This window comes from Streptomyces sp. NPDC051987 (genome assembly GCF_040680735.1).
Lineage (GTDB): Bacteria > Actinomycetota > Actinomycetes > Streptomycetales > Streptomycetaceae > Streptomyces.
Genome location: NZ_JBFAXI010000084.1, coordinates 1 through 25,397, shown reverse-complemented (window position 1 = coordinate 25,397; position 25,397 = coordinate 1). Strand labels below are relative to the sequence as shown.

Below are 25,397 nucleotides of genomic sequence, written 5' to 3'. Positions count from 1 at the left end.
GCGAGCCGTTCGCGCCGGATAAGTGCAGATTGCCAGTCCAGCTCATTGACCAGGGTCAGACTTACCTCATGACAATCGACCCCAAGAGCAACCCTGTGGTAGCCGCGCTTCCCGGAGGAGGGTGGCGGGCCGAGTACAAGCAGGCCGACGGTAGTGTCCAGGCGTACCCGCTCATAGCCTGGCTCGTCCTTGCAGACGGTCAGATGATCCCCATGGATACCTACACAGACGGTGAGGCTCATGACCCGCGCAGGGTGGGCAACTTCAGTCGTCTCTACCATCCCGACGCAACAGGCACGGATGAGAACTAGGCGCCGGACATCCCTACCTAGGCGGGATGGGCGCCTTGATCCCCCATGCGTCCCCCAGGAATGCATCGGGAGCGTGAATCGGCAGCTCAAAGCCCCTGTAACCGTCCCGCTGTAAATCTGCCGGCTCAGCCTTCCCAGGTTCGAATCCTGGCGCCGCCACACGGGAACGAAGGGCCTGTGACCTGCTGTCAAGCAGGTCACAGGCCCTTCGTCATGTGCCGGGGCGCACGCCTGGAACGGCGTCGGACGGCGTGGACGCCGTGGCGTGATGAAGATCATGTGGGTGCGTCGCCCGTACTGCGGCCGACGGCTGGGCCCGTCGTGCGCGCCGTGGCCCCGGGGCACACTGAACGCATGTCCTCCCGACGCAGAACCTGCCCGGTGTGCCGCCGTGAAATCGCCGTCGTGGCAGGCCGCTTCGCGCGGCACGACCCGCCCGGGGCGCGCGAGACCGGGGAACTGGTCTCCTGTTCCGGCTCGCGGCAGCAGGCCCCGATCGGGGACGTCCAGCCCTCGCTGGACGGTTACGTCGTGCCCGAGTTCCCGGGGCAGCTGCCGCTGTTCTGAGAACTCAGTTCCCGGCCACCGACTTCACGGCCACGCCGACCGGTGTCGATCCGCCGATCAGCTCCAGGGTCAGGCCGGCCGTCGCCGAGGTGTCCACCAACTCCGCCAGCACGGCGGCGACGTCGTCCCGGGTGACCGCACCCCCGCCCGTGTGCGCCTCCAGACGCACCAGACCGGTGCCCGGAGCATCCGTCAGGGAACCGGGGCGCAGGATCGTCCAGTCCAGGGCACTCTGCCGGGTCACGTACGCGTCGGCCGCGCCCTTGGCCCGCAGGTACACGTCGAAGACCCCGTCGCCCCGGTGCGCCGGGTTCGCGCCCATCGAGGAGACGACCACGAAACGGCGTACGCCCGCGCGCACGGCCGCGTCCGCGAACAACACTGCCGCGCCCTTGTCCACCGTCTCCTTGCGGGCCGCGCCGCTCCCTGGTCCCGCGCCGGCCGCGAACACCGCCGCGTCGGCCCCCCGCAGCTGCTCCGCGACCTCCTCGACCGACGCCGACTCCAGGTCGAGCAGCACCGGTTCGGCACCGACCGCCCGCAGGTCGTCGCTCTGCTCGGCCTTCCGGATGATCCCCGCGACCTCGTCCCCGCGCGCGGAGAGCAGCCGCTCCAGCCGCAACGCGATCTGACCATGACCACCAGCGATGACAATGCGCATGTCTCAGACCGTACGCCCGAAGCCCCGCCTCCGCCGCATGACTTCATGCGCCCCAGGCGCGCGTGACGATCCACCGGACACACCGGCCCGGTGCGGGCGTCATGGGCGCGCGCCACACCGCACACCGCGCGCCCCCATGCGCACGCCCGCTCGTCCGCGTCCGCGTCGGCGTCGGCATCGGTCCGGGGTTCGGCGCTCGCGCCCGCTCGTCCCCGTCCCGCCTACCCGACGGCGCCCGCGCTCCCGCCCGTCCCTCGGCGCCCCCGTCCACCCGACGGCGTCCGCACCGCCGTCACCCGCCCATGCCGCTCAGGACAGTCCTCCCCGGCCCTGTCGCGGTAGCCCCAGCTCCGCGGCCACCGCAGAGTTGCAGTACTCGCGGACCGCGCTCGTGCGTGCCACCACGCGCCCCCGGTGCACCACGATCCGGCTGTAGGCGAGGGAGAGCGCGCCGGCCAGGTGGTCGCCGCGTACGGCGAGGAGCTCGGCGGGGAAACCGGCCTCGACGCGGACCTCGGGGAGGCCCAGGGCGGCGCGGGAGGCGGCGCTCACGGTCTCGTACGCGTCCTCGGGACGCAGCCCGTGGCGGGAGGCCAGGAGGTAGGCCGCCTCCAGGGGATCGCCGCGGCCGACCGGGTTCGACAGGTCCCGCAGCGCGCCGCTGCCCGCGGCGACCCGCACGCCGGCCGCGCGCAGCAGCCGTACCGGAGCCGTGCCGCGGCGGTCGACGGAGCCGCAGCCGCCCTGGGGCAGGCACACCACCGTGACGCCGGCGGCGGCGAGCTGGTCCGCGATCCGCGCGGTCACCTCGGCGGGCAGCCGCGCGAGCCCGGCGCACGGGCCGAGGACCACACCGGGGCGCATGCCGCCCGCCATCGCCGCGAGTCTGGCCAGCCGGGCCGGGTCCGTGGCGTCCGTGTGCAGGTCGACCGGGCAGCCGTGTTCCGAGGCCACTTCCAGGACCGCCTCCGCGTAGCCCGCGGGATCGGGGTCCAGGTCCGGGCAGCCGCCCACCACGGAGGCGCCCATCTTCGCGGCGTCCCGCAGTATCGCGAGCCCCTCGGCGCCGGCGATCCCGGTCAGCACCCGCGGCATCGCGACCGCCGTGAGCTCCGCGAGCCCGCGCAGCGAGCGGCGCGCCTGGAGGACGGCGGCGAGGGCGCCGAGGCCCTGGACGTCGCCCACGCGCACGTGCGCGCGGACCGCGGTCGCGCCGTGTCCGAGCTGGAGCAGGGCCGCCTCGGTGGCGCGGCGCTGGACGTCCTCGGGTTCGTAGGAGACGGGGCCGCCGTGTTCGCCGGAGAGCGCGGTGTCGCCGTGGGCGTGCGGTTCGGCGGGGGCAGGGAGGAGGAGATAGCCGCTCAGGTCCACGCGCGCGCCGCCTCCGCGGGCCGGGCCCGGCGCCAGGCTGCCTGCCGTACCCACCGCCTCGATGCGGCCGCAGCCCAGCCGTACGTCCACGGTCCGGCCGTCGGTGAGCCGGGCGCCCGACAGCAGGAGCGCGGCCGGGTCGCAGGAGCCCGAGGAACCCTGGGGATCGGACGACGACGAGGGCGGCTGCGGCTGGCTGTCGGGCATCGCGCTCCATGAGGGTCGGTCCAGGCATGGGACTCAAGATCACGCAGAGTGAGTCGAGCCTAGGGCGGCGAGCCGCGTGCGGCGGGGAGGAGCGAAATAGTCGTACCGGAGCCGTCGGACCTGCGCGGACCGTGGTCGTCGGAGGTGCGGGGAAGGGTTCGGCACGCGCGCGCGGGAAGTGCCGCCAGGGGTTGGGGAGGCTGCCGGGAGCCCTGCGGCAGGGGGCGGGAAGGGCGGCGGGAAACGGATTTGGGTGAACGGCGGCCGAGCGTGTAATGTCTTCATCGCTCGCCCCAATAGCTCAGTCGGCAGAGCGTCTCCATGGTAAGGAGAAGGTCTACGGTTCGATTCCGTATTGGGGCTCTGGTGTGAGAGGTCCCGCCGCCAGGCGGGGCTGATCTCATCAAAGCGGTGTAGCTCAGTCGGTAGAGCAAGCGGCTCATAATCGCTGTGTCACCGGTTCAAGTCCGGTCACCGCTACTGACAGTAGCCGATTGTGGGGTCGGTCCTTCGATCGGCTACTCTTTTATGCGTTAAACCATCCCACCCGTTCGTCAAGGAGCACTCACGTGGCTGCCACCGACGTCCGCCCGAAGATCACGCTGGCCTGCGTGGAGTGCAAGGAGCGGAACTACATCACCAAGAAGAACCGGCGTAACAACCCGGACCGTCTTGAGATGAAGAAGCACTGCCCGCGTTGCAACGCGCACACTGCGCACCGCGAGACGCGATAACAAACAGGCTCGTCCGTGAGGCCGTCCCCGTTCGGGGGCGGCCTCACGGCGTTTCGGGGGACGGCTTTCCCGCTAGTTTGTGGGGCATCACAGCAGACATCAGGAGGTGCCGGGCCAATGGCGCTCGACCAGTCCTTCGTGGGACGGACCTACCCACCCACCGAGCCCTACGAGGTGGGCCGGGAGAAGATCCGTGAGTTCGCCGAGGCGGTGGGCGACACCAACGCCGTGTACACGGACGCGGAGGCCGCCAAGGCGCTCGGCTATTCCGATGTGATCGCCCCGCCGACCTTTGTCTTCTCGATCACTTTCCGCGCGGCCGGCCAGGTCGTCGAGGACCCGCAGCTCGGCCTGGACTACAGCCGGGTCGTGCACGGCGACCAGAAGTTCGCCTACCGGCGCCCGGTGCGCGCCGGCGACCGGCTGACCGTGACCTCGACCATCGAGGCCATCAAGTCCCTCGCCGGCAACGACGTCATCGACATCCGCGGTGACGTCCACGACGAGGCGGGGGAGCTCGTGGTGAGCGCCCTGACCAAGCTGGTGGCCCGCGCGGCGGAAGCAGAAGAAGGCGAGGCGTGAGGATCCGATGACGTCGAAGATCGCGTACGAGGACGTCGAGGTCGGCACCGAACTGCCGGCGCAGACCTTTCCCGTGACCCGCGCCACGCTGGTGCGGTACGCGGGCGCCTCCGGGGACTTCAACCCGATCCACTGGAACGAGAAGTTCGCCAAGGAGGTCGGTCTGCCGGACGTCATCGCGCACGGCATGTTCACCATGGCCGAGGCGATCCGTGTGGTCACCGACTGGACCGGGGATCCGGGGGCGGTCATCGACTACGGCGTCCGCTTCACGAAGCCGGTCGTCGTCCCGAACGACGAGCAGGGCGCCCTGATCGAGGTCAGCGGCAAGGTCGCGGCGAAGCTCGACGACAACACCGTGCGCGTCGACCTGACGGCCACCAGCGCCGGGCAGAAGGTCCTGGGGATGTCGAGGGCGGTCGTACGGCTGGGCTGAGCGCCCGGCGACATCGGTAAGGGGCGCCCTCCCTTGCGGGGCGCTCCTTACGTGGGCGGGCGCCTTCTGCCGTATGAGGGGCGGACATGCCGTGTAGGGGGCGTAGATGCCGTGTGCGCAACTCTTCGCCGCATGAGAGTGCTCCTTGCCGTGTACGGGGCGCATGTGCCGTATGAGGGGCGGGCCGCCGTGTGCGGGGCGCGCCCTGCCGTATGAGAGAGCACTCCTTGCCGTGTGCGGGGCACTCCTTCCGTGACAGCAGGCGCTCCTCCCGCGTCAGCGGCGCCCACGCTGCGGCGGCCGGCGGCCGCCGCAGCGCTTCCCGGACGCCCCTTGACTTGGTTAGTGATTGAGTACTAACTTTCTCGCATGGTCAGGATGAGCGCAGAGGAGCGGCGCGAGAGCGTCGTCCGCGCGGCGATCGCGGAGTTCTCGCAGAGGGGCTACTACGGCACCTCTACCGAGGCGATCGCCAAGCGGGTCGGGGTCTCGCAGCCGTACCTCTTCCGGCTCTTCCCGGGCAAGAAGGCGATCTTCGCCGCCGCCGCGCAGCGCTGCATCGACGAGATGTGCGAGCTCTTCGAGAGAGCGGCCGAGGGTGTGCAGGAGGAAGAGGCCCTGCACGCCATGGGTGACGCGTACGTGCGGCTCATCCAGGAGCGGCCGGAGTGGCTCCAGATGCAGATGCAGACGTACCTCGCGGTCGCGGCCGCCGAGGCGGAGGGCGAGCCCGAGTTCGGCGAGCTCGTGCGGGCCGGCTGGGGGCGGCTGTGGGACACCGTCCACCTGCTCTCGGGGGCCGACGTCGACCGCACCACGGCCTTCCTGGCCAAGGGAATGCTCATCAACACCTACGCGGCCATGGGGTTCCCGCCGGAGCATCGGGTCTGGCAGGGGATGCACCCGGACGCCGGCACCACCGGACGGCTCGGCAAGCGCGACGGCTGACGGGGCGGCCCGCCGTCTCGGCCGGGTCCTTTCATGGGCCGGAAACTTAGTGATCAATAACTATCTGAATGCACGCTCTGGGGGAGCGATGTCACAAGAGACCACACGTCGCCGAGGCGCCGGATGGGCGCTCGTCATCACCAGCGTCGCCGGATTCATGGCGGCCCTCGACAACCTCGTCGTCACCACCGCCCTGCCCTCCATCCGCAAGGACCTCGGCGGAGCCCTGGACGACCTCGAATGGACCGTGAGCGCCTACACGCTCACCTTCGCCGTCCTGCTGATGTTCGGCGCCGCCCTCGGCGACCGCTTCGGCCGGCGCCGGCTCTTCCTCGCCGGGCTCACCGTCTTCACCGGCGCCTCCGCCGCCGCGGCCATGGCACCCGGCATCGACTCCCTGATCGCCGCCCGCGCGGTGCAGGGCGTCGGCGCGGCGATCATGATGCCGCTCACCCTCACCCTGCTGACGGCGGCCGTGCCCGAGGCAAGGCGCGGGATGGCCTACGGCATCTGGGGGGCCGTCAACGGGCTCGCGGTCGCCTCCGGACCGCTCATCGGCGGCAGCCTCACCGAACACGTGTCCTGGCACTGGATCTTCTGGCTGAACGTGCCGCTCGGCATCGCCCTGCTGCCGCTCGCCCGGTTCCGCCTCGCCGAGTCGCACGGCACCGGCGCCCCGCTGGACGTCCCCGGCACCCTGCTCGCCAGCGGCGGCCTCTTCGGGATCGTGTACGGCCTGGTACGCGGCCCCGCCGACGGCTGGACCGCCCCGCTGGTGCTCACCGGGCTGTCCGCCGGCGCGGCCCTGCTCGTCGGCTTCGTCCTCCACGGCAGCCGCGCCAAGAACCCCATGCTGCCCATGCGGCTCTTCCGGTCCCGCGCGTTCTCCGGCATCAACGCCGCCAGCCTGCTGATGTTCCTCGGGATGTTCGGGTCGATCTTCCTGCTCAGCCAGTACATGCAGGGCGTGCTCGGCTACTCGCCCACCGAGGCGGGCCTGCGGATGCTGCCCTGGACCGGCATGCCGATGATCGTCGCGCCGATCGCGGGCATCCTGTCCGACCGCATCGGCGGCCGCCCCGTCGTCGCGACCGGGCTCTTCCTGCAGGCCGCCGGGCTCGGCTACCTGGCCTCCGTCGTCACCGCCGACGCCTCCTACGCCGCTCAGCTGCCCGGCCTGGTCATCTCCGGCATCGGCATGGCCCTGTACTTCGCCCCCGCCGCCAACCTGGTGATGTCCGCCGTGCGCCCGCGGGAACAGGGCATCGCCTCCGGTGCCAACAACGCGCTGCGCGAGGTCGGCGGCGCACTCGGCGTCGCGGTCATGTCGTCCATCTTCTCCGCCCAGGGCGGCTACGAGAGCGCCCAGAGCTTCGTGGACGGACTGCGGCCCGCCCTGGTCACCGGCGCGGCCGTGGTGGCCCTCGCCGGGATCGCCGCCCTGGCCATACCCGGCCGACGGCGCGCCGCGCGACTGGTGGCCGAGGGGGAGCCGACCCCGGCACTGGAGACCGTCGGCGGCTGACGACGGCTGACGGCACGCGCGCGTGGGGCCCCGTTTCCGGTGCGGACGGGGCCCCACGCGCGCGTGCCGCTCGCGACGGCCGGAGCGCCGACGGCGTCTCGTAGTCTTGGGCGCGTGCAGGAACTCCACGACGCCCCCCTCGCCCCCCTCACCACCTTCCGGCTCGGCGGCCCCGCCACCCGGCTGGTCACCGCGACCACCGACGCCGAGGTGATCGCCGCCGTCCGCGCGGCCGACGTCGGCGGGACCCCGCTGCTGGTCATCGGCGGCGGATCGAACCTGGTCATCGGCGACAAGGGCTTCGACGGCACCGCCCTGCGCATCGCCACCACCGGCTTCGAACTGCGCGGCACGGCGCTGGAGCTGGCGGCGGGCGAGGTCTGGACCGACGCGGTCGCCCGCACCGTCGAGGCGGGCCTCGCGGGCATCGAGTGCCTGGCCGGGATCCCGGGATCCGCCGGAGCCACGCCCATCCAGAACGTGGGGGCGTACGGGCAGGAGGTCTCCTCGACCGTGACCGAGGTCGTCGCCTACGACCGGCGGTCCGGCGAGACGGTGACGCTGACCAACGAGGAGTGCGCGTTCTCGTACCGGCACAGCCGCTTCAAGGCCGACCCCGAGCGGTACGTCGTCCTGCGTGTCCGGTTCGGGCTGGAGGACGCCGGCGGGCTGTCGGCGCCGGTGCGGTACGCGGAGGCCGCACGGGCGCTCGGAGTGGAGCCGGGGGACCGGGTGCCGCTCGCGGAGGCCCGTGCGGCCGTGCTCAAGCTGCGCGCCGGGAAGGGGATGGTGCTCGACCCCGAGGACCACGACACCTGGTCGGCGGGGTCCTTCTTCACCAACCCGATCCTCACGGACGAGCAGTTCGCCGCCTTCCACGCGCGCGTGCGGGAGCGGCTGGGCGACGCGGCCGAGCCGCCCGCCTACCCCGCGGGGGACGGCCTCACCAAGACCTCGGCGGCCTGGCTGATCGACAAGGCCGGGTTCACCAAGGGCTACGGCAGCGGCCCGGCGCGGATCTCGACGAAGCACACCCTGGCGCTGACCAACCGGGGCGGGGCCACCACCGAGGACCTGCTGGCACTGGCGCGGGAGGTCGTCGCCGGAGTCCGGGAGGCCTTCGGCGTGACCCTGGTCAACGAGCCGGTGACCGTCGGCGTCAGCCTCTAGGGAGACGGACGCACGCCTCACCGGCTCGCGGGGGGAGGCTCAGTACGCCACGCCCACCCCCTGCTTCACCGTCCCCGCGTCCTCGATCATCGCCAGCATCGCGTGGGCCACGTCCGCCCGCGCGATGAAGCGTCCCTTGCGCGGGAAGCCGCCCACCACCGTGCGGTAGGTGCCGGTCAGCGGCTTGTCCTGCAGGCGCGGCGGGCGCACGGAGGTCCAGTCGGTGGCGCTGCGGGCCAGCTCCGCCTCCGTCTCGCGCAGGTCGTCGTAGACGGGCCTGAGGATCGCGGAGACCAGGCCGCGCATGGTGCGGTCCAGGAGGCCGTCGCCGTCCGGTTCCGGGCCCACCGGCGCGGCGCTGACCACCACCAGCCGTCGTACGGCCTCCGCCTCCATGGCGGCCAGGACCGTGCGGGTCAGCCGGGTGGCGACGCCGGCGTCGCCCCGGCCGCGCGGGCCCAGGCCGGACAGGACCGCGTCCCGGCCGGTCAGCGCCGGGCGGATCACCTCGGGGTCGGTGAGGTCCGCGCGGACCACCTCCAGGCTCGTGCCGGTCACGGTCAGCCGGGCGGGGTCGCGGACGACCGCCGTGACCCGGTGGCCGGACGCCAGCGCCTGGCGGACGATCTCCCGGCCGATCCCGCCGGTCGCGCCGAACACAGTGAGATTCATGACTGCTCCCGTTCCCGCTCAGGGATGGTGACTCTGGTAGGTGAGTATTCACTCACCTCCATTCTCTAGAGTGGGTAAACACTCACTCACCCGTCAAGGGTTCTCGGGAAGTCCGTAGCAATCGCCGGAAGAAGGCATGTGATCCTTGGATGCCATGGAGCAGAAACCGGCCCGCGTCCGCATCCTCGACGCCGCTCACGAGCTGATGCGCACCCTCGGCCTCGCCCGCGCCACCACCAAGGAGATCGCCAGGGCGGCCGGCTGCTCCGAGGCAGCCCTCTACAAGTACTTCCCCAGCAAGGAAGAGCTGTTCGTGCACGTGCTCACCGAGCGGCTGCCGCGACTCCTCCCGCTCCTGGGCGAGCTCACCGTCGAACCCGGCCGGGGCAGCCTGGACGACAACCTGACGCAGATCGCCCGTCAGGCCGCCCTCTTCTACGAGGAGAGCTTCCCGATCACCGCGTCCCTGTACGCGGAGCAGCAGCTCAAGCGGAAGCTCGACGACACGCTCCGCACCATCGGCGCGGGACCCCATGTGCCGATGCAGGCCCTGGACGGCTACCTGCGCGCCGAGAAGGCGCACGGCCGGATCCGGCCCGATGCCGACACGGCCGCGGCCGCCGCCCTGCTCCTCGGCGCCTGTGTCCAGCGTGTCTTCTCCTACGAGGCGACGGCGACCGGCGAGCGCCCCCCGGTGGACACGTTCGCCGCCCGCATCGCCCGCACCCTGCTCGGCGGGCTCTCCGTCGCCGAGGAGCCCGCCCGCCCGTGACCGCGGATCAGGACACCGGGGCGGTCAGCCAGGCGTCGATGTCCGCCAGGAGCCCCGCCTTCACGTCCTCGGGCGCCGCCGAGCCGCGCACCGACTGACGGGCCAGTTCCGCCAGCTCGGCGTCGGTGAAGGCGTGGTGCACGCGCGCGATGTCGTACTGCGCGGCCAGCCGGGAGCCGAACAGGAGCGGGTCGTCGGCGCCCAGGGCCATCGGGACGCCCGCCTCGAAGAGGGTGCGCAGCGGGACGTCCTCGGGCTTCTCGTAGACGCCCAGGGCCACGTTGGAGGCCGGGCACACCTCGCAGGTGATCTGCCGGTCCGCCAGGCGCTTGAGCAGCCTCGGGTCCTCGGCCGCCCGCACGCCGTGCCCGATCCGGGAGGCGTTCAGGTCGTCCAGGCAGTCCCGGACCGACGCCGGGCCGGTCAGCTCGCCGCCGTGCGGGGCCGCCAGCAGGCCGCCCTCGCGCGCGATGTGGAACGCGCGGTCGAAGTCCCGTGCCATGCCCCGGCGCTCGTCGTTCGACAGCCCGAAACCGACCACCCCATGGTCCGCGTACCGGACCGCGAGCCGGGCCAGCGTGCGGGCGTCCAGGGGGTGCTTCATCCGGTTCGCGGCCACCAGGACGCGCATACCGAGGCCGGTCTCCCGGGAGGTCGTCTCGACCGCGTCCAGGATGATCTCCAGGGCCGGGATGAGACCGCCGAGGCGCGGGGCGTACGACGTCGGGTCCACCTGGATCTCCAGCCAGCGCGAACCGTCCCTCAGGTCCTCCTCCGCGGCCTCCCGGACCAGGCGCCGGATGTCCTCGGGCTCTCTCACGCAGGAGCGCGCAGCGTCGTACAGCCGCTGGAAGCGGAACCAGCCCCGCTCGTCGGTGGCCCGCAGTCTCGGTGGTTCGCCGCTGGTCAGGGCCTCGGTCAGCGCCTCGGGCAGGCGTACGCCGTACTTGTCGGCCAGTTCCAGGACGGTGCCCGGCCGCATCGAACCGGTGAAGTGCAGATGCAGATGAGCCTTCGGCAGCTCAGAGACATCACGTACGTGCTCCATTCGAGGATCCTGCCGTACGTACCTGCCGTACCGGTAGCGGATTCCCCGTTAGTGGCCTTGCTCGCACTGGCGAGCGGTGCGCGAGGTGGTACGACAACGGGCCGCCTCCCCGGGGGAGACGGCCCGCACGCGCGCGTGGAGTGCGATTAGCGTCAGTCCTTCGCCTCGGCCAGCAGCTTCTGCATCCGGCTCACGCCCTCGACGAGGTCCTCGTCGCCGAGCGCGTACGACAGGCGCAGGTAGCCGGGCGTGCCGAAGGCCTCGCCGGGGACGACCGCGACCTCGGCCTCCTCCAGGATCAGCGCGGCCAGCTCGACCGAGTCCTGCGGGCGCTTCCCGCGGATCTCCTTGCCGAGCAGCGCCTTGACCGACGGGTAGACGTAGAAGGCGCCCTCGGGCTCGGGGCAGACCACGCCGTCGATCTCGTTGAGCATCCGCACGATCGTCTGACGGCGCCGGTCGAAGGCCTCGCGCATCGTCGCGACGGCCTCCAGGTCACCGGTGACGGCGGCCAGGGCGGCGACCTGCGCCACGTTGGAGACGTTCGAGGTGGCGTGCGACTGGAGGTTCGTGGCCGCCTTGACGACGTCCTTGGGGCCGATGACCCAGCCCACCCGCCAGCCGGTCATGGCGTACGTCTTCGCGACGCCGTTGACGACGATGCACTTGTCGCGCAGCTCGGGCAGGATCGCCGGCAGCGAGGTGAACTTGGCGTCGCCGTAGACCAGGTGCTCGTAGATCTCGTCCGTGAGGACCCACAGGCCGTGCTCCACGGCCCAGCGGCCGATCGCCTCGGTCTCGGCCTCGCTGTAGACGGCGCCGGTCGGGTTGGACGGCGAGACGAAGAGCACGACCTTCGTCTTCTCGGTGCGGGCCGCCTCCAGCTGCTCGACCGAGACGCGGTAGCCGGTGGTCTCGTCCGCGACCACCTCGACCGGCACACCGCCGGCGAGACGGATGGACTCCGGGTACGTCGTCCAGTACGGGGCGGGCACGATGACCTCGTCGCCCGGGTCGAGGATCGCGGCGAAAGCCTCGTAGATGGCCTGCTTGCCGCCGTTGGTGACGAGCACCTGGGAGGCGTCGACCTCGTAGCCGGAGTCGCGCAGCGTCTTCGCGGCGATCGCGGTCTTCAGCTCGGGCAGACCGCCGGCCGGGGTGTAGCGGTGGTACTTCGGGTTCTTGCACGCCTCGACGGCGGCCTCGACGATGTAGTCCGGCGTCGGGAAGTCGGGCTCACCGGCGCCGAAGCCGATCACCGGGCGCCCGGCGGCCTTGAGGGCCTTGGCCTTGGCGTCCACGGCGAGGGTGGCGGACTCGGAGATCGCGCCGACTCGGGCGGAGACCCGGCGCTCGGTGGGAGGGGTTGCAGCGCTCATGGGGCCCATCGTTTCAGACCGGAAACCTGCCCGGCACGCCGGTTTCACGGACTGAACAACTACGGGCCGAACCATGAACAAGCGTGCGGATCCGGCCCGCGGCCAGGACGATCTTCCGTACGGCGCACCGGGCTTGCCGCTTTCTGTTCGACGCGGCGCCGCGGACCACGTACACTCTCACCTCGTTGGCCTTCAACAGCCGTGCCTCAGCCGGTGCACACCGAGCATCCGGAGGTATGCGGTACGTTGGGGGACACACAAAGGGTCGTAGCTCAATTGGTAGAGCACCGGTCTCCAAAACCGGCGGTTGGGGGTTCAAGTCCCTCCGGCCCTGCTACACACACCGCCAGGATGTGTGCGCATGTACGTACAAGCATTGCACCGCCGTGCGGCTCCAGAAACCGGGCGCGGCACGGCCATGACCCGGGACCAGGTGAGGACGAATGACGGACGCCGTGGGCTCCATCGACACGCCTGATGCCGATGAGGTGCAGGAGTCCAAGAAGAAGGGCCGCAAGGGCGGCAAGCGTGCCAAGAAGGGCCCGCTGAAGCGCCTTGCCACCTTCTACCGCCAGATCATCGCGGAGCTCCGCAAGGTCGTCTGGCCGACTCGAAACCAGCTGACGTCGTACACCACCGTGGTGATCTTCTTCGTCGCCATCATGATCGCTCTGGTGACCGTGATTGACTATGGACTCAACCACGCGGCCAAGTACGTCTTCGGCTGAGCACAGAGCGAAGGGCGCCGTGGTACCGGCGCCCGTTTTCGCATGTTCCACCCCTATGTATCCAGGAAGAAGCAGCCATCGTGTCTGACCCGAACCTGAACGACGCCGTCGAGCCCGAAGAGGCGGTCAAGGACGAGCTGGACATCGTCGAGGGCGCGGACGAGCGGGACGAGTTCGAGGCTGCCGAGGCCGAACTGGGGGAGCCGGCCGAGGAGGCCGCGGTCCACGCCGAGGACGAGGACGAGGCGGACGACGAGGACGCCGACGAGGCCGAGGAACTCGAAGAGGCCGTCGAGGAAGAGCCGGCGGAGCCGGTCGACCCCGTCCAGGCGCTGCGCGAGGAGCTGCGCGTGCTCCCCGGCGAGTGGTACGTCATCCACACCTACGCCGGCTACGAGAACCGCGTGAAGACCAACCTGGAGCAGCGCGCCGTCTCGCTGAACGTCGAGGACTACATCTTCCAGGCCGAGGTGCCGCAGGAAGAGGTCGTCCAGATCAAGAACGGCGACCGCAAGACCATCAAGCAGAACAAGCTGCCGGGTTACGTGCTCGTCCGCATGGACCTGACCAACGAGTCGTGGGGTGTCGTCCGCAACACCCCCGGCGTCACCGGCTTCGTCGGCAACGCGTACGACCCCTACCCGCTGACCCTGGACGAGATCGTCAAGATGCTCGCTCCGGAGGCCGAGGAGAAGGCGGCACGCGAGGCGGCGGAGGCCGAGGGCAAGCCGGCGCCGCAGCGCAAGGTCGAGGTCCAGGTGCTGGACTTCGAGGTGGGCGACTCGGTGACGGTGACCGACGGCCCGTTCGCCACGCTGCAGGCGACCATCAACGAGATCAACCCGGACTCCAAGAAGGTCAAGGGTCTGGTGGAGATCTTCGGGCGTGAGACGCCGGTGGAGCTTTCGTTCGACCAGATTCAGAAGAACTGAGTCGATAGTCGTTCGACCGGGGTGCGTGGGGACTGTTCGCGCAGTTCCTCGCGCCCCTGGGTGGGACTGGTCAGGGTCGGCTCCTGAGTGAGCCCCCTGACCTCTTCGTTTTTGGCCGCGCATCTATACCCGTTATCGTTGTGCGGTATGCCTGCGTTCGGGTTGGTCCCCTCGCGCAGGCAGGACCCGAAATGAAAGGACCCGGAGAGCTATGCCTCCCAAGAAGAAGAAGGTCACGGGGCTCATCAAGCTCCAGATCAACGCCGGTGCGGCGAACCCGGCTCCGCCGGTCGGCCCCGCGCTGGGCCAGCACGGCGTCAACATCATGGAGTTCTGCAAGGCCTACAACGCCGCGACCGAGTCGCAGCGCGGTTGGGTCATCCCGGTCGAGATCACGGTCTACGAGGACCGCTCCTTCACCTTCGTCACCAAGACCCCGCCGGCCGCGAAGATGATCCTCAAGGCCGCCGGTGTCGAGAAGGGCTCGGGCGAGCCGCACAAGACCAAGGTCGCCAAGATCACCGAGGCGCAGGTCCGAGAGATCGCCCAGACCAAGCTTCCCGACCTGAACGCCAACGACCTGGACGCCGCGTCGAAGATCATCGCCGGCACCGCCCGCTCCATGGGCATCACGGTCGAGGGCTGAACCCCACCTTCGTAGAACCACCGTGGTAGGGCCTGCTCGGCCCGTACACCACGACTCCTTCAGAACACACAGGAGCAAGTTGTGAGCAAGCGCAGCAAGGCCCTTCGCGCTGCGGACGAGAAGATCGACCGGGAGAAGCTGTACGCCCCGCTCGAGGCCGTCCGTCTCGCCAAGGAGACCTCCACGACCAAGTTCGACGGCACCGTCGAGGTCGCCTTCCGTCTGGGTGTCGACCCGCGCAAGGCCGACCAGATGGTCCGTGGCACCGTGAACCTCCCGCACGGCACCGGCAAGACCGCCCGGGTCCTGGTCTTCGCGACCGGTGACCGTGCCGAGGCCGCGCGTGCCGCGGGCGCCGACATCGTCGGCGCCGACGAGCTGATCGACGAGGTGGCGAAGGGCCGTCTGGACTTCGACGCCGTCGTCGCCACCCCGGACCTCATGGGCAAGGTCGGCCGCCTCGGCCGCGTCCTCGGCCCGCGTGGTCTGATGCCGAACCCGAAGACCGGCACCGTCACGCCGGACACCGCCAAGGCTGTCAACGACATCAAGGGCGGCAAGATCGAGTTCCGCGTCGACAAGCACTCGAACCTGCACTTCATCATCGGCAAGACGTCCTTCGACGACGACAAGCTGGTGGAGAACTACGGCGCGGCGCTGGAGGAGATCCTCCGTCTGAAGCCGTCCGCCGCCAAGGGCCGCTACATCAAGAAGGCCGCGGTCAGCACCACCATGGGCCCCGGCATCCCGGTCGACCCGAACCGCACCCGCAACCTCCTCGTCGAGGAGGACCCGGCCGCCGTCTGAGCCCCGCGCTCGGTCCGGTAGCCGCGGCAGGGACGCGACACCACCAGGACGGGCCCCGCAACCGACTCGGTTGCGGGGCCCGTCCCGCGTTCGGGCGACATCCGGCGCCCGGCCGGTGGCCTGGGGGCAGCGCCGAAGGAGCGGGGCCCGCAGGGGGGCGGCCGGGATGAAGAGCCGGCGTCGCGAGGGTCTCAGGCGTCGCGGGGGTCACGGGCCGCGCGGGTGAACAGCGCACCGCGCGGGGCGACGGCCGGGACGGAGGATCCATGGCGCGGAGAGCCCATGGCGCGGAGGATCCCCATGGTGCGGAGAGTCCATGGCGCGGAGGATCCCCATGGCGCGGAGAATCCATGACCACGGGTTCTCCATGGCAGCGCGCTCCGCGCTCTCCAGGACACGCGAGGCAGCCCCGCCCGGGGCGCCGGGGTCACCGGCATGGTCACCGTCACCTGCACCGACGGCAGCACGGCCGAGGCTGCCGGGCCGATTTGCTTGACTGTGCACCGGTCCCGTACTCTTCTGACGAAGCCAAAGACCGCTGGTCGTTGCCGTGTGCTCGCGAGAGCGTGCGGTGGCCGAAGGATCCGCTGAACCGCGGACGACCCGCGCAGGTGACTGTGGAAGTGCTCCCGGAGACGCATGCATCGCGTGTGTGACTTCGGTCGAGCTACGCCCCGTGCGCCTGCGCCGGGGCGTTTCGTTTTCCCCAGCCCCTTCCGAGCGGTCCTCATCACCCGGAAGGAGGCCGACGCTCTATGGCAAGGCCCGACAAGGCTGCCGCGGTAGCCGAGCTGACGGAGCAGTTCCGCAGCTCGAACGCCGCCGTGCTGACCGAGTACCGGGGTCTCACCGTGGCGCAGCTCAAGAACCTGCGCCGTTCGCTCGGTGAGAACGCCCAGTACGCCGTGGTGAAGAACACGCTGACCAAGATTGCGGCCAACGAGGCCGGGATCACGACGCTCGACGACCTGTTCAACGGTCCGACGGCGGTCGCCTTCGTCACCGGTGACCCGGTGGAGTCGGCGAAGGGTCTTCGTGACTTCGCCAAGGACAACCCGAACCTCGTCATCAAGGGCGGTGTCCTTGACGGCAAGGCGATGTCCGCCGACGAGATCAAGAAGCTTGCGGACCTCGAGTCCCGCGAGGTTCTGCTCGCCAAGCTGGCGGGCGCCCTGAAGGGCAAGCAGACGCAGGCTGCTCAGGTCTTCCAGGCGCTCCCGTCGAAGCTCGTCCGCACCGTGGACGCGCTTCGCGCCAAGCAGGACGAGCAGGGCGGTGCCGAGTAACTCGGCTCGCGAAATGACCGCCGCCTGACGCTCCGCGCCCAGGAAAGCGGTCGTAGCGGGCCGAACGTACGCCCGCCAGACATGTACATCCGGCACCAGCCGAATTAGTGGAAGGAAAGCCATCGTGGCTCTCACCCAGGACGAACTGCTCGCCGAGTTCGAGGGCATGACCCTCATCCAGCTCTCCGAGTTCGTGAAGGCGTTCGAGGAGAAGTTCGACGTCACCGCCGCCGCCGCGGTCGCCGTCGCGGGCCCGGCCGGCCCGGCCGCCGCCGCCCCGGTCGAGGAGGAGAAGGACGAGTTCGACGTCATCCTCACCGGCGCCGGCGACAAGAAGATCCAGGTCATCAAGGTCGTGCGCGAGCTCACCTCGCTCGGCCTGAAGGAGGCCAAGGACCTGGTGGACGGCGCCCCGAAGCCCGTCCTCGAGAAGGTCGCCAAGGACGCCGCCGAGAAGGCCGCCGAGTCCCTCAAGGGCGCCGGCGCCTCCGTCGAGGTCAAGTAACACCTCTGAGGTCCGCTGGACCTCTGTGTGCTGAAACACCCCCTCGGGGGCTGTAACGCGCAGACCGCGAAGAGCGATCATCCATCCGGGTGGTCGCTCTTCGGCGTTCCCGGAGGGCCGACCACGGTTGCCTTGCACCCGTGACGGCTGGGGGTATGGTGATCTTCGTCGTGTCCCCGGCGCACCGGGTTTGCGCAGGGGGGCCTTGACGAACCGCACGCAGCGCGCAATTCTCAGGACGCGTCGCCAGAACGGTCCGAATCCGAGGCATGGATCGGCGACGAAGAGGGCAGTATCAACGTGCGTTGAGGGCAGGGATGACGCAGGCGTTGACGATGACGAGGGTCTCAGAAAATGGAGACTGGACATCAGTGTGCCAAGTGGCTACACTGACCCTTTGCGCTGCCTGTTAGCTGTCCCCTGCCCGTCACCAGGGGTCTGCCCTCACCCGAATGCCGACGACCGAACTCCTCTGAGCTGGGGTTTCTGTCTCTGTGTCCGGGAAGGGACCGGGGAGCGCGTAGTGAGTCCGAGCCCTCGGAAGGACCCCCTCTTGGCCGCCTCGCGCACTGCCTCGAACGCGAATATGAACAACGGCGCCAGCACCGCCCCGCTGCGCATCTCCTTTGCAAAGATCAAGGAGCCTCTCGAGGTTCCGAACCTGCTCGCGCTGCAGACCGAGAGCTTTGACTGGCTGCTCGGGAACACCGCCTGGCAGAGTCGGGTCGAGGAGGCTCTGGAGTCCGGTCAGGACGTCCCCACCAAGTCCGGTCTGGAGGAGATCTTCGAGGAGATCTCCCCGATCGAGGACTTCTCCGGGTCGATGTCGCTGACGTTCCGCGACCACCGCTTCGAGCCGCCGAAGAACAGCATCGACGAGTGCAAGGAGCGCGACTTCACGTACGCCGCCCCGCTCTTCGTCACGGCCGAGTTCACCAACAACGAGACCGGTGAGATCAAGTCCCAGACGGTCTTCATGGGCGACTTCCCGCTCATGACGAACAAGGGCACCTTCGTCATCAACGGCACCGAGCGTGTCGTGGTGTCGCAGCTGGTCCGTTCGCCCGGTGTCTACTTCGACTCCTCGATCGACAAGACGTCCGACAAGGACATCTTCTCCGCCAAGATCATCCCGTCCCGGGGTGCCTGGCTGGAGATGGAGATCGACAAGCGCGACATGGTCGGTGTCCGCATCGACCGCAAGCGCAAGCAGTCGGTCACCGTGCTGCTCAAGGCGCTCGGGTGGACCACCGAGCAGATCCTCGAGGAGTTCGGCGAGTACGAGTCCATGCGCGCCACCCTGGAGAAGGACCACACCCAGGGCCAGGACGACGCGCTGCTCGACATCTACCGCAAGCTGCGTCCGGGTGAGCCCCCCACGCGCGAGGCCGCGCAGACGCTCCTGGAGAACCTGTACTTCAACCCCAAGCGCTACGACCTCGCCAAGGTCGGCCGCTACAAGGTCAACAAGAAGCTGGGCGCGGACGCCCCGCTGGACGCCGGCATCCTGACCGTCGAGGACATCATCTCGACGATCAAGTACCTGGTGAAGCTGCACGCCGGCGAGACCGAGACGGTCGGCGACAGCGGCGGCACCATCGTCGTCGAGACCGACGACATCGACCACTTCGGCAACCGTCGTCTGCGCAGCGTCGGCGAGCTCATCCAGAACCAGGTCCGCACCGGCCTGGCCCGGATGGAGCGCGTCGTCCGCGAGCGCATGACCACCCAGGACGTCGAGGCGATCACGCCGCAGACCCTGATCAACATCCGGCCGGTCGTCGCCTCCATCAAGGAGTTCTTCGGCACCAGCCAGCTGTCCCAGTTCATGGACCAGAACAACCCGCTGTCGGGTCTCACCCACAAGCGCCGTCTGTCGGCGCTCGGCCCGGGTGGTCTCTCCCGTGAGCGGGCCGGCTTCGAGGTCCGTGACGTGCACCCGTCGCACTACGGCCGTATGTGCCCGATCGAGACCCCCGAAGGCCCGAACATCGGTCTGATCGGCTCGCTCGCCTCCTACGGCCGGGTCAACGCGTTCGGCTTCGTCGAGACCCCGTACCGCAAGGTCGTCGACGGCCAGGTCACCGACGAGGTGGACTACCTGACCGCCGACGAGGAGGACCGCTTCGTCATCGCGCAGGCCAACGCCGGCCTCACCGACGAGCTGCGCTTCGCCGAGGCCCGCGTCCTGGTCCGCCGCCGTGGCGGCGAGGTCGACTACGTCAGCCCCGAGGACGTCGACTACATGGACGTCTCGCCGCGCCAGATGGTGTCGGTCGCGACCGCCATGATCCCGTTCCTGGAGCACGACGACGCCAACCGTGCCCTCATGGGCGCGAACATGATGCGCCAGGCCGTGCCGCTGATCAAGAGCGAGTCCCCGCTCGTCGGCACCGGCATGGAGTACCGCTCCGCGGTCGACGCCGGCGACGTGGTCAAGGCCGAGAAGGCCGGTGTGGTCCAGGAGGTCTCCGCGGACTACATCACCACCGCCAACGACGACGGCACGTACATCACCTACCGCCTGGCCAAGTTCGCCCGTTCCAACCAGGGCACCTCGGTCAACCAGAAGGTCATCGTCCACGAGGGCGACCGGATCGTCGAGGGCCAGGTCCTCGCCGACGGCCCGGCCACCCAGAACGGCGAGATGGCCCTCGGCAAGAACCTGCTCGTGGCGTTCATGCCGTGGGAGGGTCACAACTACGAGGACGCGATCATCCTGTCGCAGCGCCTCGTGCAGGACGACGTCCTCTCCTCGATCCACATCGAGGAGCACGAGGTCGACGCCCGTGACACCAAGCTCGGCCCCGAGGAGATCACCCGGGACATCCCGAACGTCTCCGAGGAGGTCCTCGCCGACCTCGACGAGCGCGGCATCATCCGCATCGGCGCCGAGGTCATCGCCGGTGACATCCTCGTCGGCAAGGTCACCCCCAAGGGTGAGACCGAGCTGACGCCCGAGGAGCGCCTGCTGCGCGCGATCTTCGGTGAGAAGGCCCGTGAGGTCCGTGACACCTCGCTGAAGGTGCCGCACGGCGAGACCGGCAAGGTCATCGGCGTGCGCGTCTTCGACCGCGAGGAGGGCGACGAGCTGCCGCCGGGCGTGAACCAGCTGGTCCGCGTCTACGTCGCGCAGAAGCGCAAGATCACCGACGGTGACAAGCTCGCCGGCCGCCACGGCAACAAGGGTGTCATCTCCAAGATCCTGCCGATCGAGGACATGCCGTTCCTGGAGGACGGCACCCCGGTCGACATCATCCTCAACCCCCTGGGTGTGCCGTCCCGAATGAACCCGGGACAGGTCCTGGAGATCCACCTCGGCTGGCTCGCCAGCCGCGGCTGGGACGTCTCCGGTCTCGCCGACGAGTGGGCCCAGCGGCTCCAGGCCATCGGCGCCGACCAGGTCGCCCCGCGCACCAACGTCGCCACCCCGGTCTTCGACGGTGCCCGAGAGGACGAGCTGGCGGGTCTGCTGCAGCACACCATCCCGAACCGCGACGGCGACCGCCTGGTCCTCCCGTCCGGCAAGGCGCGGCTGTTCGACGGCCGCAGCGGTGAGCCGTTCCCGGACCCGATCTCGGTCGGCTACATGTACATCCTGAAGCTGCACCACCTGGTCGACGACAAGCTGCACGCCCGGTCGACCGGCCCGTACTCGATGATCACCCAGCAGCCGCTGGGTGGTAAGGCCCAGTTCGGTGGCCAGCGGTTCGGCGAGATGGAGGTGTGGGCGCTGGAGGCGTACGGCGCCGCCTACGCCCTCCAGGAGCTGCTGACCATCAAGTCCGACGACGTCACCGGCCGCGTGAAGGTCTACGAGGCCATCGTCAAGGGCGAGAACATCCCCGAGCCCGGCATCCCCGAGTCCTTCAAGGTCCTCATCAAGGAGATGCAGTCGCTCTGCCTGAACGTGGAGGTGCTGTCCAGCGACGGTATGTCCATCGAGATGCGTGACACCGACGAGGACGTCTTCCGCGCTGCGGAGGAGCTCGGCATCGACCTGTCCCGGCGCGAGCCGAGCAGCGTCGAAGAGGTCTGACGGGAGTCCGGCGGGCCCTGAGCCATCAGGGCCCCGCCGACCCCCAGGCCCCCGTATCAGACCAAAGACTCACGACCCTGAGAGGGATTGACGCATAGTGCTCGACGTCAACTTCTTCGACGAGCTCCGGATCGGCCTGGCCACCGCGGACGACATCCGTCAGTGGAGCCACGGCGAGGTCAAGAAGCCCGAGACCATCAACTACCGCACCCTCAAGCCGGAAAAGGACGGGCTCTTCTGCGAGAAGATCTTCGGCCCCACCCGGGACTGGGAGTGCTACTGCGGCAAGTACAAGCGCGTCCGCTTCAAGGGCATCATCTGTGAGCGCTGCGGCGTCGAGGTGACCCGCGCCAAGGTGCGCCGTGAGCGGATGGGCCACATCGAGCTGGCCGCGCCCGTCACGCACATCTGGTACTTCAAGGGTGTCCCGTCGCGCCTCGGCTACCTGCTGGACCTGGCGCCCAAGGACCTTGAGAAGGTCATCTACTTCGCGGCGTACATGATCACGTTCGTCGACGAGGAGCGCCGCACCCGCGACCTGCCCTCCCTGGAGGCGCACGTCTCCGTGGAGCGCCAGCAGATCGAGAACCGCCGGGACGCCGACCTGGAGGCCCGTGCCAAGAAGCTGGAAAGCGACCTGGCCGAGCTGGAGGCCGAGGGCGCCAAGGCCGACGTGCGCCGCAAGGTGCGCGAGGGTGCCGAGCGTGAGATGAAGCAGCTGCGCGACCGTTCGCAGCGCGAGATCGACCGCCTCGACGAGGTGTGGACCCGCTTCAAGAACCTCAAGGTCCAGGACCTGGAGGGCGACGAGCTGCTCTACCGCGAACTGCGTGACCGCTTCGGCACGTACTTCGACGGTTCGATGGGTGCCGCGGCGCTGCAGAAGCGCCTGGAGTCCTTCGACCTCGACGAGGAGGCCGAGAAGCTCCGGGAGATCATCCGCACCGGCAAGGGCCAGAAGAAGACCCGTGCGCTCAAGCGCCTGAAGGTCGTCTCCGCGTTCCTGCAGACCAGCAACAGCCCCAAGGGCATGGTGCTGGACTGCGTGCCGGTCATCCCGCCGGACCTCCGCCCGATGGTGCAGCTGGACGGTGGCCGCTTCGCGACCTCCGACCTGAACGACCTGTACCGCCGTGTGATCAACCGCAACAACCGCCTGAAGCGCCTTCTCGACCTCGGTGCGCCCGAGATCATCGTGAACAACGAGAAGCGCATGCTCCAGGAGGCCGTCGACGCCCTCTTCGACAACGGTCGTCGCGGTCGTCCGGTCACCGGTCCCGGCAACCGCCCGCTGAAGTCCCTGAGCGACATGCTCAAGGGCAAGCAGGGTCGTTTCCGTCAGAACCTGCTCGGCAAGCGAGTCGACTACTCGGCGCGTTCCGTCATCGTCGTCGGCCCGCAGCTGAAGCTGCACCAGTGCGGTCTGCCCAAGGCCATGGCCCTGGAGCTCTTCAAGCCGTTCGTGATGAAGCGCCTGGTCGACCTGAACCACGCGCAGAACATCAAGTCCGCCAAGCGCATGGTGGAGCGCGGCCGCACCGTCGTGTACGACGTCCTCGAAGAGGTCATCGCCGAGCACCCGGTGCTGCTGAACCGTGCGCCCACCCTGCACCGCCTCGGCATCCAGGCCTTCGAGCCGCAGCTGGTCGAGGGCAAGGCCATCCAGATCCACCCGCTCGTCTGCACCGCGTTCAACGCGGACTTCGACGGCGACCAGATGGCCGTGCACCTGCCGCTGTCCGCGGAGGCGCAGGCCGAGGCCCGCATCCTGATGCTGTCCTCGAACAACATCCTCAAGCCCGCCGACGGCCGTCCGGTGACGATGCCGACCCAGGACATGGTCCTCGGTCTGTTCTTCCTCACCACCGACGGCGAACTGCGCGACACCAAGGGCGAGGGCCGGTCCTTCGGCTCCACGGCCGAGGCGATCATGGCGTTCGACGCCGGCGAGCTGGCGCTGCAGTCGGCGATCGACATCCGCTTCCCGGTGGGCACCATCCCGCCGCGCGGCTGGACCCCGCCGGCCGTGGAGGAGGGTGAGCCGGAGTACCAGACCGGCGACAGCTTCCGGCTGCGCACCACCCTGGGCCGCGCGCTCTTCAACGAGCTGCTGCCCGAGGACTACCCCTTCGTCGACTACTCGGTGGGCAAGAAGCAGCTCTCCGAGATCGTCAACGACCTGGCGGAGCGCTACCCCAAGGTCATCGTGGCGGCCACGCTCGACAACCTGAAGGCGGCCGGCTTCTACTGGGCTACCCGTTCCGGTGTCACCGTCGCCATCTCCGACGTCGTCGTTCCCGAGGCGAAGAAGGAGATCGTCCGCGGTTACGAGGCGCAGGACGAGAAGGTCCAGAAGCAGTACGAGCGCGGTCTGATCACCAAGGAAGAGCGCACTCAGGAGCTCATCGCGATCTGGACCAAGGCGACCAACGAGGTCGCCGAGGCGATGAACGAGAACTTCCCCAAGACGAACCCCATCTTCATGATGGTTGACTCGGGTGCCCGAGGAAACATGATGCAGATGCGGCAGATCGCCGGTATGCGTGGTCTGGTGTCGAACGCCAAGAACGAGACCATCCCGCGTCCCATCAAGGCGTCCTTCCGTGAGGGCCTGTCCGTGCTGGAGTACTTCATCTCCACGCACGGTGCGCGTAAGGGTCTCGCCGACACCGCCCTGCGTACCGCCGACTCGGGTTACCTGACCCGTCGTCTGGTGGACGTCTCGCAGGACGTCATCATCCGCGAGGAGGACTGCGGCACCGAGCGCGGCCTCAGGCTGCACATCGCGGAGGTCGGCGCGGACGGCGTGCTGCGCAAGGCGGAGAACGTCGAGACGTCCGTGTACGCGCGCTGCCTCGCCGAGGACATCGTGGTCGACGGCCAGGTCCTGGCCCCGGCCGGCACCGACCTCGGTGACGTCCTCATCGAGGAACTGGTGGCCCGTGGCGTCGCGGAGGTCAAGACCCGCTCGGTCCTGACCTGCGAGTCCGCCGTCGGCACCTGCGCCATGTGCTACGGCCGTTCGCTGGCCACCGGCAAGCTGGTCGACATCGGTGAGGCGGTCGGCATCATCGCCGCCCAGTCCATCGGTGAGCCCGGTACCCAGCTGACGATGCGTACCTTCCACACCGGTGGTGTGGCCGGTGACGACATCACCCAGGGTCTGCCGCGTGTCGTCGAGCTCTTCGAGGCCCGTACCCCGAAGGGTGTCGCCCCGATCTCCGAGGCCCAGGGCCGCGTGCGGATCGAGGAGACCGAGAAGACCAAGAAGATCGTCATCACGCCGGACGACGGCAGCGACGAGACGGCGTACCCGATCTCGAAGCGCGCCCGACTCCTGGTCAGCGAGGGCGAGCACGTCGAGGTGGGCCAGAAGCTCACCGTGGGTGCCACCAACCCGCACGACGTGCTGCGCATCCTGGGTCAGCGTGCCGTCCAGGTCCACCTGGTCGGCGAGGTCCAGAAGGTCTACAACTCGCAGGGTGTGTCGATCCACGACAAGCACATCGAGATCATCATCCGGCAGATGCTGCGCCGCGTGACGATCATCGAGTCCGGCGACGCCGAGCTGCTGCCCGGCGAGCTGGTCGAGCGCTCGAAGTTCGAGCACGAGAACCGTCGTGTGGTCCAGGAGGGCGGTCACCCGGCCTCCGGCCGTCCGCAGCTGATGGGTATCACGAAGGCGTCGCTGGCGACGGAGTCGTGGCTGTCCGCGGCCTCCTTCCAGGAGACGACCCGAGTCCTGACGGACGCGGCGATCAACGCCAAGTCCGACAGCCTCATCGGTCTGAAGGAGAACGTCATCATCGGTAAGCTCATCCCGGCCGGTACGGGTCTGTCCCGCTACCGCAACATCCGGGTCGAGCCGACCGAGGAGGCGAAGGCCGCGATGTACTCGGCCGTCGGCTACGACGACATCGACTACTCGCCGTTCGGCACGGGCTCCGGCCAGGCCGTCCCGCTGGAGGACTACGACTACGGTCCGTACAACCAGTAAGAGCGGGTTCTGAAGGGCAACCTCATCGGCGTGCTCGGCATCGGCAACCGGATGTCCCATCGGCCGGGCGAACT

22 protein-coding genes and 3 tRNA genes are annotated in these 25,397 nt (G+C 69.3%); 20 read left to right on the top strand and 5 right to left on the bottom strand.

Annotation, left to right across the window (positions count from 1 at the left end):
- Window positions 1-68: 68 nt before the first annotated feature.
- Both AB0M11_RS32180 and AB0M11_RS32175 read left to right on the top strand, forming a co-directional pair.
- The gene (locus AB0M11_RS32180; protein WP_365711654.1) at window positions 69-311 is read left to right on the top strand and encodes a hypothetical protein; all 243 of its coding nucleotides are present in this window, start codon (window positions 69-71) and stop codon (window positions 309-311) included.
- A 354-nt stretch (window positions 312-665) separates the two neighbouring features.
- Complete coding sequence (locus AB0M11_RS32175; protein WP_365711653.1) at window positions 666-878, top strand: hypothetical protein; 213 nt, start codon at window positions 666-668, stop codon at window positions 876-878.
- A 4-nt stretch (window positions 879-882) separates the two neighbouring features.
- Here the strand turns inward: AB0M11_RS32175 and AB0M11_RS32170 are convergent, their stop codons facing one another.
- Complete coding sequence (locus AB0M11_RS32170; protein WP_365711652.1) at window positions 883-1,539, bottom strand: SDR family oxidoreductase; 657 nt, start codon at window positions 1,537-1,539, stop codon at window positions 883-885.
- Between the two features lie 309 nt (window positions 1,540-1,848).
- On the bottom strand, window positions 1,849-3,117 hold the full coding sequence (locus AB0M11_RS32165; protein WP_365711651.1) for an amidohydrolase family protein: 1,269 nt from the start codon (window positions 3,115-3,117) through the stop codon (window positions 1,849-1,851).
- Between the two features lie 290 nt (window positions 3,118-3,407).
- Between AB0M11_RS32165 and AB0M11_RS32160 the strand changes: the two genes are divergently transcribed.
- The 8 genes from AB0M11_RS32160 to AB0M11_RS32125 all read left to right on the top strand — a co-directional run bounded on the left by AB0M11_RS32160 (window position 3,408) and on the right by AB0M11_RS32125 (window position 8,512).
- Window positions 3,408-3,480 (top strand) — tRNA-Thr (locus AB0M11_RS32160).
- Window positions 3,481-3,524: 44 nt separating this feature from the next.
- A tRNA-Met gene (locus tag AB0M11_RS32155) sits at window positions 3,525-3,597 on the top strand.
- 89 nt (window positions 3,598-3,686) lie between these two features.
- Window positions 3,687-3,851: a 50S ribosomal protein L33 gene (gene rpmG, locus AB0M11_RS32150; RefSeq protein WP_003948671.1), complete on the top strand. Its 165-nt coding sequence runs from the start codon at window positions 3,687-3,689 to the stop codon at window positions 3,849-3,851.
- A gap of 117 nt (window positions 3,852-3,968) precedes the next feature.
- Window positions 3,969-4,433 carry a MaoC family dehydratase N-terminal domain-containing protein gene (locus AB0M11_RS32145; protein WP_365711650.1) on the top strand — a complete coding sequence of 155 codons (465 nt, stop codon included), beginning with the start codon at window positions 3,969-3,971 and terminating at the stop codon, window positions 4,431-4,433.
- Between the two features lie 7 nt (window positions 4,434-4,440).
- Window positions 4,441-4,869, top strand: a complete 429-nt coding sequence (locus tag AB0M11_RS32140) for a MaoC family dehydratase (RefSeq protein WP_365711649.1) — start codon at window positions 4,441-4,443, stop codon at window positions 4,867-4,869.
- Window positions 4,870-5,238: 369 nt separating this feature from the next.
- A complete protein-coding gene (locus AB0M11_RS32135) occupies window positions 5,239-5,817 on the top strand; it encodes a TetR/AcrR family transcriptional regulator (protein ID WP_365711648.1) in 579 nt (192 codons plus the stop codon).
- An 88-nt stretch (window positions 5,818-5,905) separates the two neighbouring features.
- On the top strand, window positions 5,906-7,342 hold the full coding sequence (locus tag AB0M11_RS32130) for a DHA2 family efflux MFS transporter permease subunit (protein WP_365711647.1): 1,437 nt from the start codon (window positions 5,906-5,908) through the stop codon (window positions 7,340-7,342).
- 114 nt (window positions 7,343-7,456) lie between these two features.
- The gene (locus AB0M11_RS32125) at window positions 7,457-8,512 is read left to right on the top strand and encodes a UDP-N-acetylmuramate dehydrogenase (protein ID WP_365711646.1); all 1,056 of its coding nucleotides are present in this window, start codon (window positions 7,457-7,459) and stop codon (window positions 8,510-8,512) included.
- Between the two features lie 39 nt (window positions 8,513-8,551).
- Here the strand turns inward: AB0M11_RS32125 and AB0M11_RS32120 are convergent, their stop codons facing one another.
- The gene (locus tag AB0M11_RS32120) at window positions 8,552-9,184 is read right to left on the bottom strand and encodes an NAD(P)H-binding protein (RefSeq protein ID WP_365711645.1); all 633 of its coding nucleotides are present in this window, start codon (window positions 9,182-9,184) and stop codon (window positions 8,552-8,554) included.
- A gap of 154 nt (window positions 9,185-9,338) precedes the next feature.
- On the opposite strand from AB0M11_RS32120, the gene AB0M11_RS32115 reads away from it, so the two are divergent.
- Window positions 9,339-9,956 carry a helix-turn-helix domain-containing protein gene (locus AB0M11_RS32115; protein ID WP_365711644.1) on the top strand — a complete coding sequence of 206 codons (618 nt, stop codon included), beginning with the start codon at window positions 9,339-9,341 and terminating at the stop codon, window positions 9,954-9,956.
- Window positions 9,957-9,963: 7 nt separating this feature from the next.
- Here the strand turns inward: AB0M11_RS32115 and AB0M11_RS32110 are convergent, their stop codons facing one another.
- Both AB0M11_RS32110 and AB0M11_RS32105 read right to left on the bottom strand, forming a co-directional pair.
- The gene (locus tag AB0M11_RS32110) at window positions 9,964-11,004 is read right to left on the bottom strand and encodes an adenosine deaminase (protein WP_365711643.1); all 1,041 of its coding nucleotides are present in this window, start codon (window positions 11,002-11,004) and stop codon (window positions 9,964-9,966) included.
- A gap of 152 nt (window positions 11,005-11,156) precedes the next feature.
- A complete protein-coding gene (locus tag AB0M11_RS32105) occupies window positions 11,157-12,383 on the bottom strand; it encodes a pyridoxal phosphate-dependent aminotransferase (RefSeq protein ID WP_365711642.1) in 1,227 nt (408 codons plus the stop codon).
- Between the two features lie 261 nt (window positions 12,384-12,644).
- Here AB0M11_RS32105 and AB0M11_RS32100 point away from each other — a divergent pair.
- The 9 genes from AB0M11_RS32100 to AB0M11_RS32060 all read left to right on the top strand — a co-directional run bounded on the left by AB0M11_RS32100 (window position 12,645) and on the right by AB0M11_RS32060 (window position 25,323).
- A tRNA-Trp gene (locus tag AB0M11_RS32100) sits at window positions 12,645-12,717 on the top strand.
- Window positions 12,718-12,826: 109 nt separating this feature from the next.
- Window positions 12,827-13,111: a preprotein translocase subunit SecE gene (gene secE, locus AB0M11_RS32095; protein WP_093499675.1), complete on the top strand. Its 285-nt coding sequence runs from the start codon at window positions 12,827-12,829 to the stop codon at window positions 13,109-13,111.
- An 80-nt stretch (window positions 13,112-13,191) separates the two neighbouring features.
- Entirely contained in the window at window positions 13,192-14,043 is an 852-nt protein-coding gene (gene nusG, locus AB0M11_RS32090; RefSeq protein WP_365711641.1) for a transcription termination/antitermination protein NusG, read from the top strand.
- A 211-nt stretch (window positions 14,044-14,254) separates the two neighbouring features.
- Window positions 14,255-14,689 carry a 50S ribosomal protein L11 gene (gene rplK / locus AB0M11_RS32085; RefSeq protein ID WP_037858373.1) on the top strand — a complete coding sequence of 145 codons (435 nt, stop codon included), beginning with the start codon at window positions 14,255-14,257 and terminating at the stop codon, window positions 14,687-14,689.
- Between the two features lie 81 nt (window positions 14,690-14,770).
- Window positions 14,771-15,496 carry a 50S ribosomal protein L1 gene (rplA, locus tag AB0M11_RS32080; RefSeq protein WP_365711640.1) on the top strand — a complete coding sequence of 242 codons (726 nt, stop codon included), beginning with the start codon at window positions 14,771-14,773 and terminating at the stop codon, window positions 15,494-15,496.
- Window positions 15,497-16,251: 755 nt separating this feature from the next.
- On the top strand, window positions 16,252-16,782 hold the full coding sequence (gene rplJ, locus AB0M11_RS32075; RefSeq protein ID WP_365711639.1) for a 50S ribosomal protein L10: 531 nt from the start codon (window positions 16,252-16,254) through the stop codon (window positions 16,780-16,782).
- Window positions 16,783-16,903: 121 nt separating this feature from the next.
- Window positions 16,904-17,287 carry a 50S ribosomal protein L7/L12 gene (gene rplL, locus AB0M11_RS32070; RefSeq protein ID WP_093499670.1) on the top strand — a complete coding sequence of 128 codons (384 nt, stop codon included), beginning with the start codon at window positions 16,904-16,906 and terminating at the stop codon, window positions 17,285-17,287.
- A gap of 553 nt (window positions 17,288-17,840) precedes the next feature.
- Window positions 17,841-21,326 (top strand): DNA-directed RNA polymerase subunit beta, encoded by a 3,486-nt coding sequence (gene rpoB, locus AB0M11_RS32065; protein ID WP_365711638.1) that lies wholly within the window; start codon window positions 17,841-17,843, stop codon window positions 21,324-21,326.
- Window positions 21,327-21,423: 97 nt separating this feature from the next.
- Entirely contained in the window at window positions 21,424-25,323 is a 3,900-nt protein-coding gene (locus tag AB0M11_RS32060; protein ID WP_365711637.1) for a DNA-directed RNA polymerase subunit beta', read from the top strand.
- Window positions 25,324-25,397: the final 74 nt, after the last annotated feature.